This window comes from Desulforhabdus sp. TSK, from assembly GCF_022836495.1.
Taxonomy (GTDB): domain Bacteria; phylum Desulfobacterota; class Syntrophobacteria; order Syntrophobacterales; family Syntrophobacteraceae; genus Desulforhabdus.
Window position 1 is genome coordinate 1 of record NZ_BQXM01000276.1, and the last position, 255, is coordinate 255.

At 61.2% G+C, this 255-nt stretch carries 1 protein-coding gene; it reads left to right on the forward strand.

The genetic code is table 11. The annotated features are described in order from the left end of the window. On the forward strand, positions 1-255 hold a 255-nt coding region (locus tag MWC30_RS22380; protein WP_260101299.1), incomplete at both ends, for a proton-conducting transporter membrane subunit.

The following is a 255-nucleotide window of genomic DNA, read 5'->3' on the forward strand; positions in this document are numbered from 1 at the left end:
GCCTGCTCCAGATGATCAACCACGGACTCAGCACGGGGGCGCTCTTCATGATCGTCGGGATGCTCTATGAAAGACGGCATACCCGGCTCATCGCCGAATACGGCGGCATCATGAAGGTCATGCCGGTGTTTGCGGGCCTTTTCCTGCTCGTTTGCTTCTCGTCCATGGGGGTGCCGGGGCTGAACGGGTTTGTGGGCGAGCTGCTGATCCTCATCGGCGCCTTCAAGGCCTCCGTGGGCTACGGGCTCCTATCCA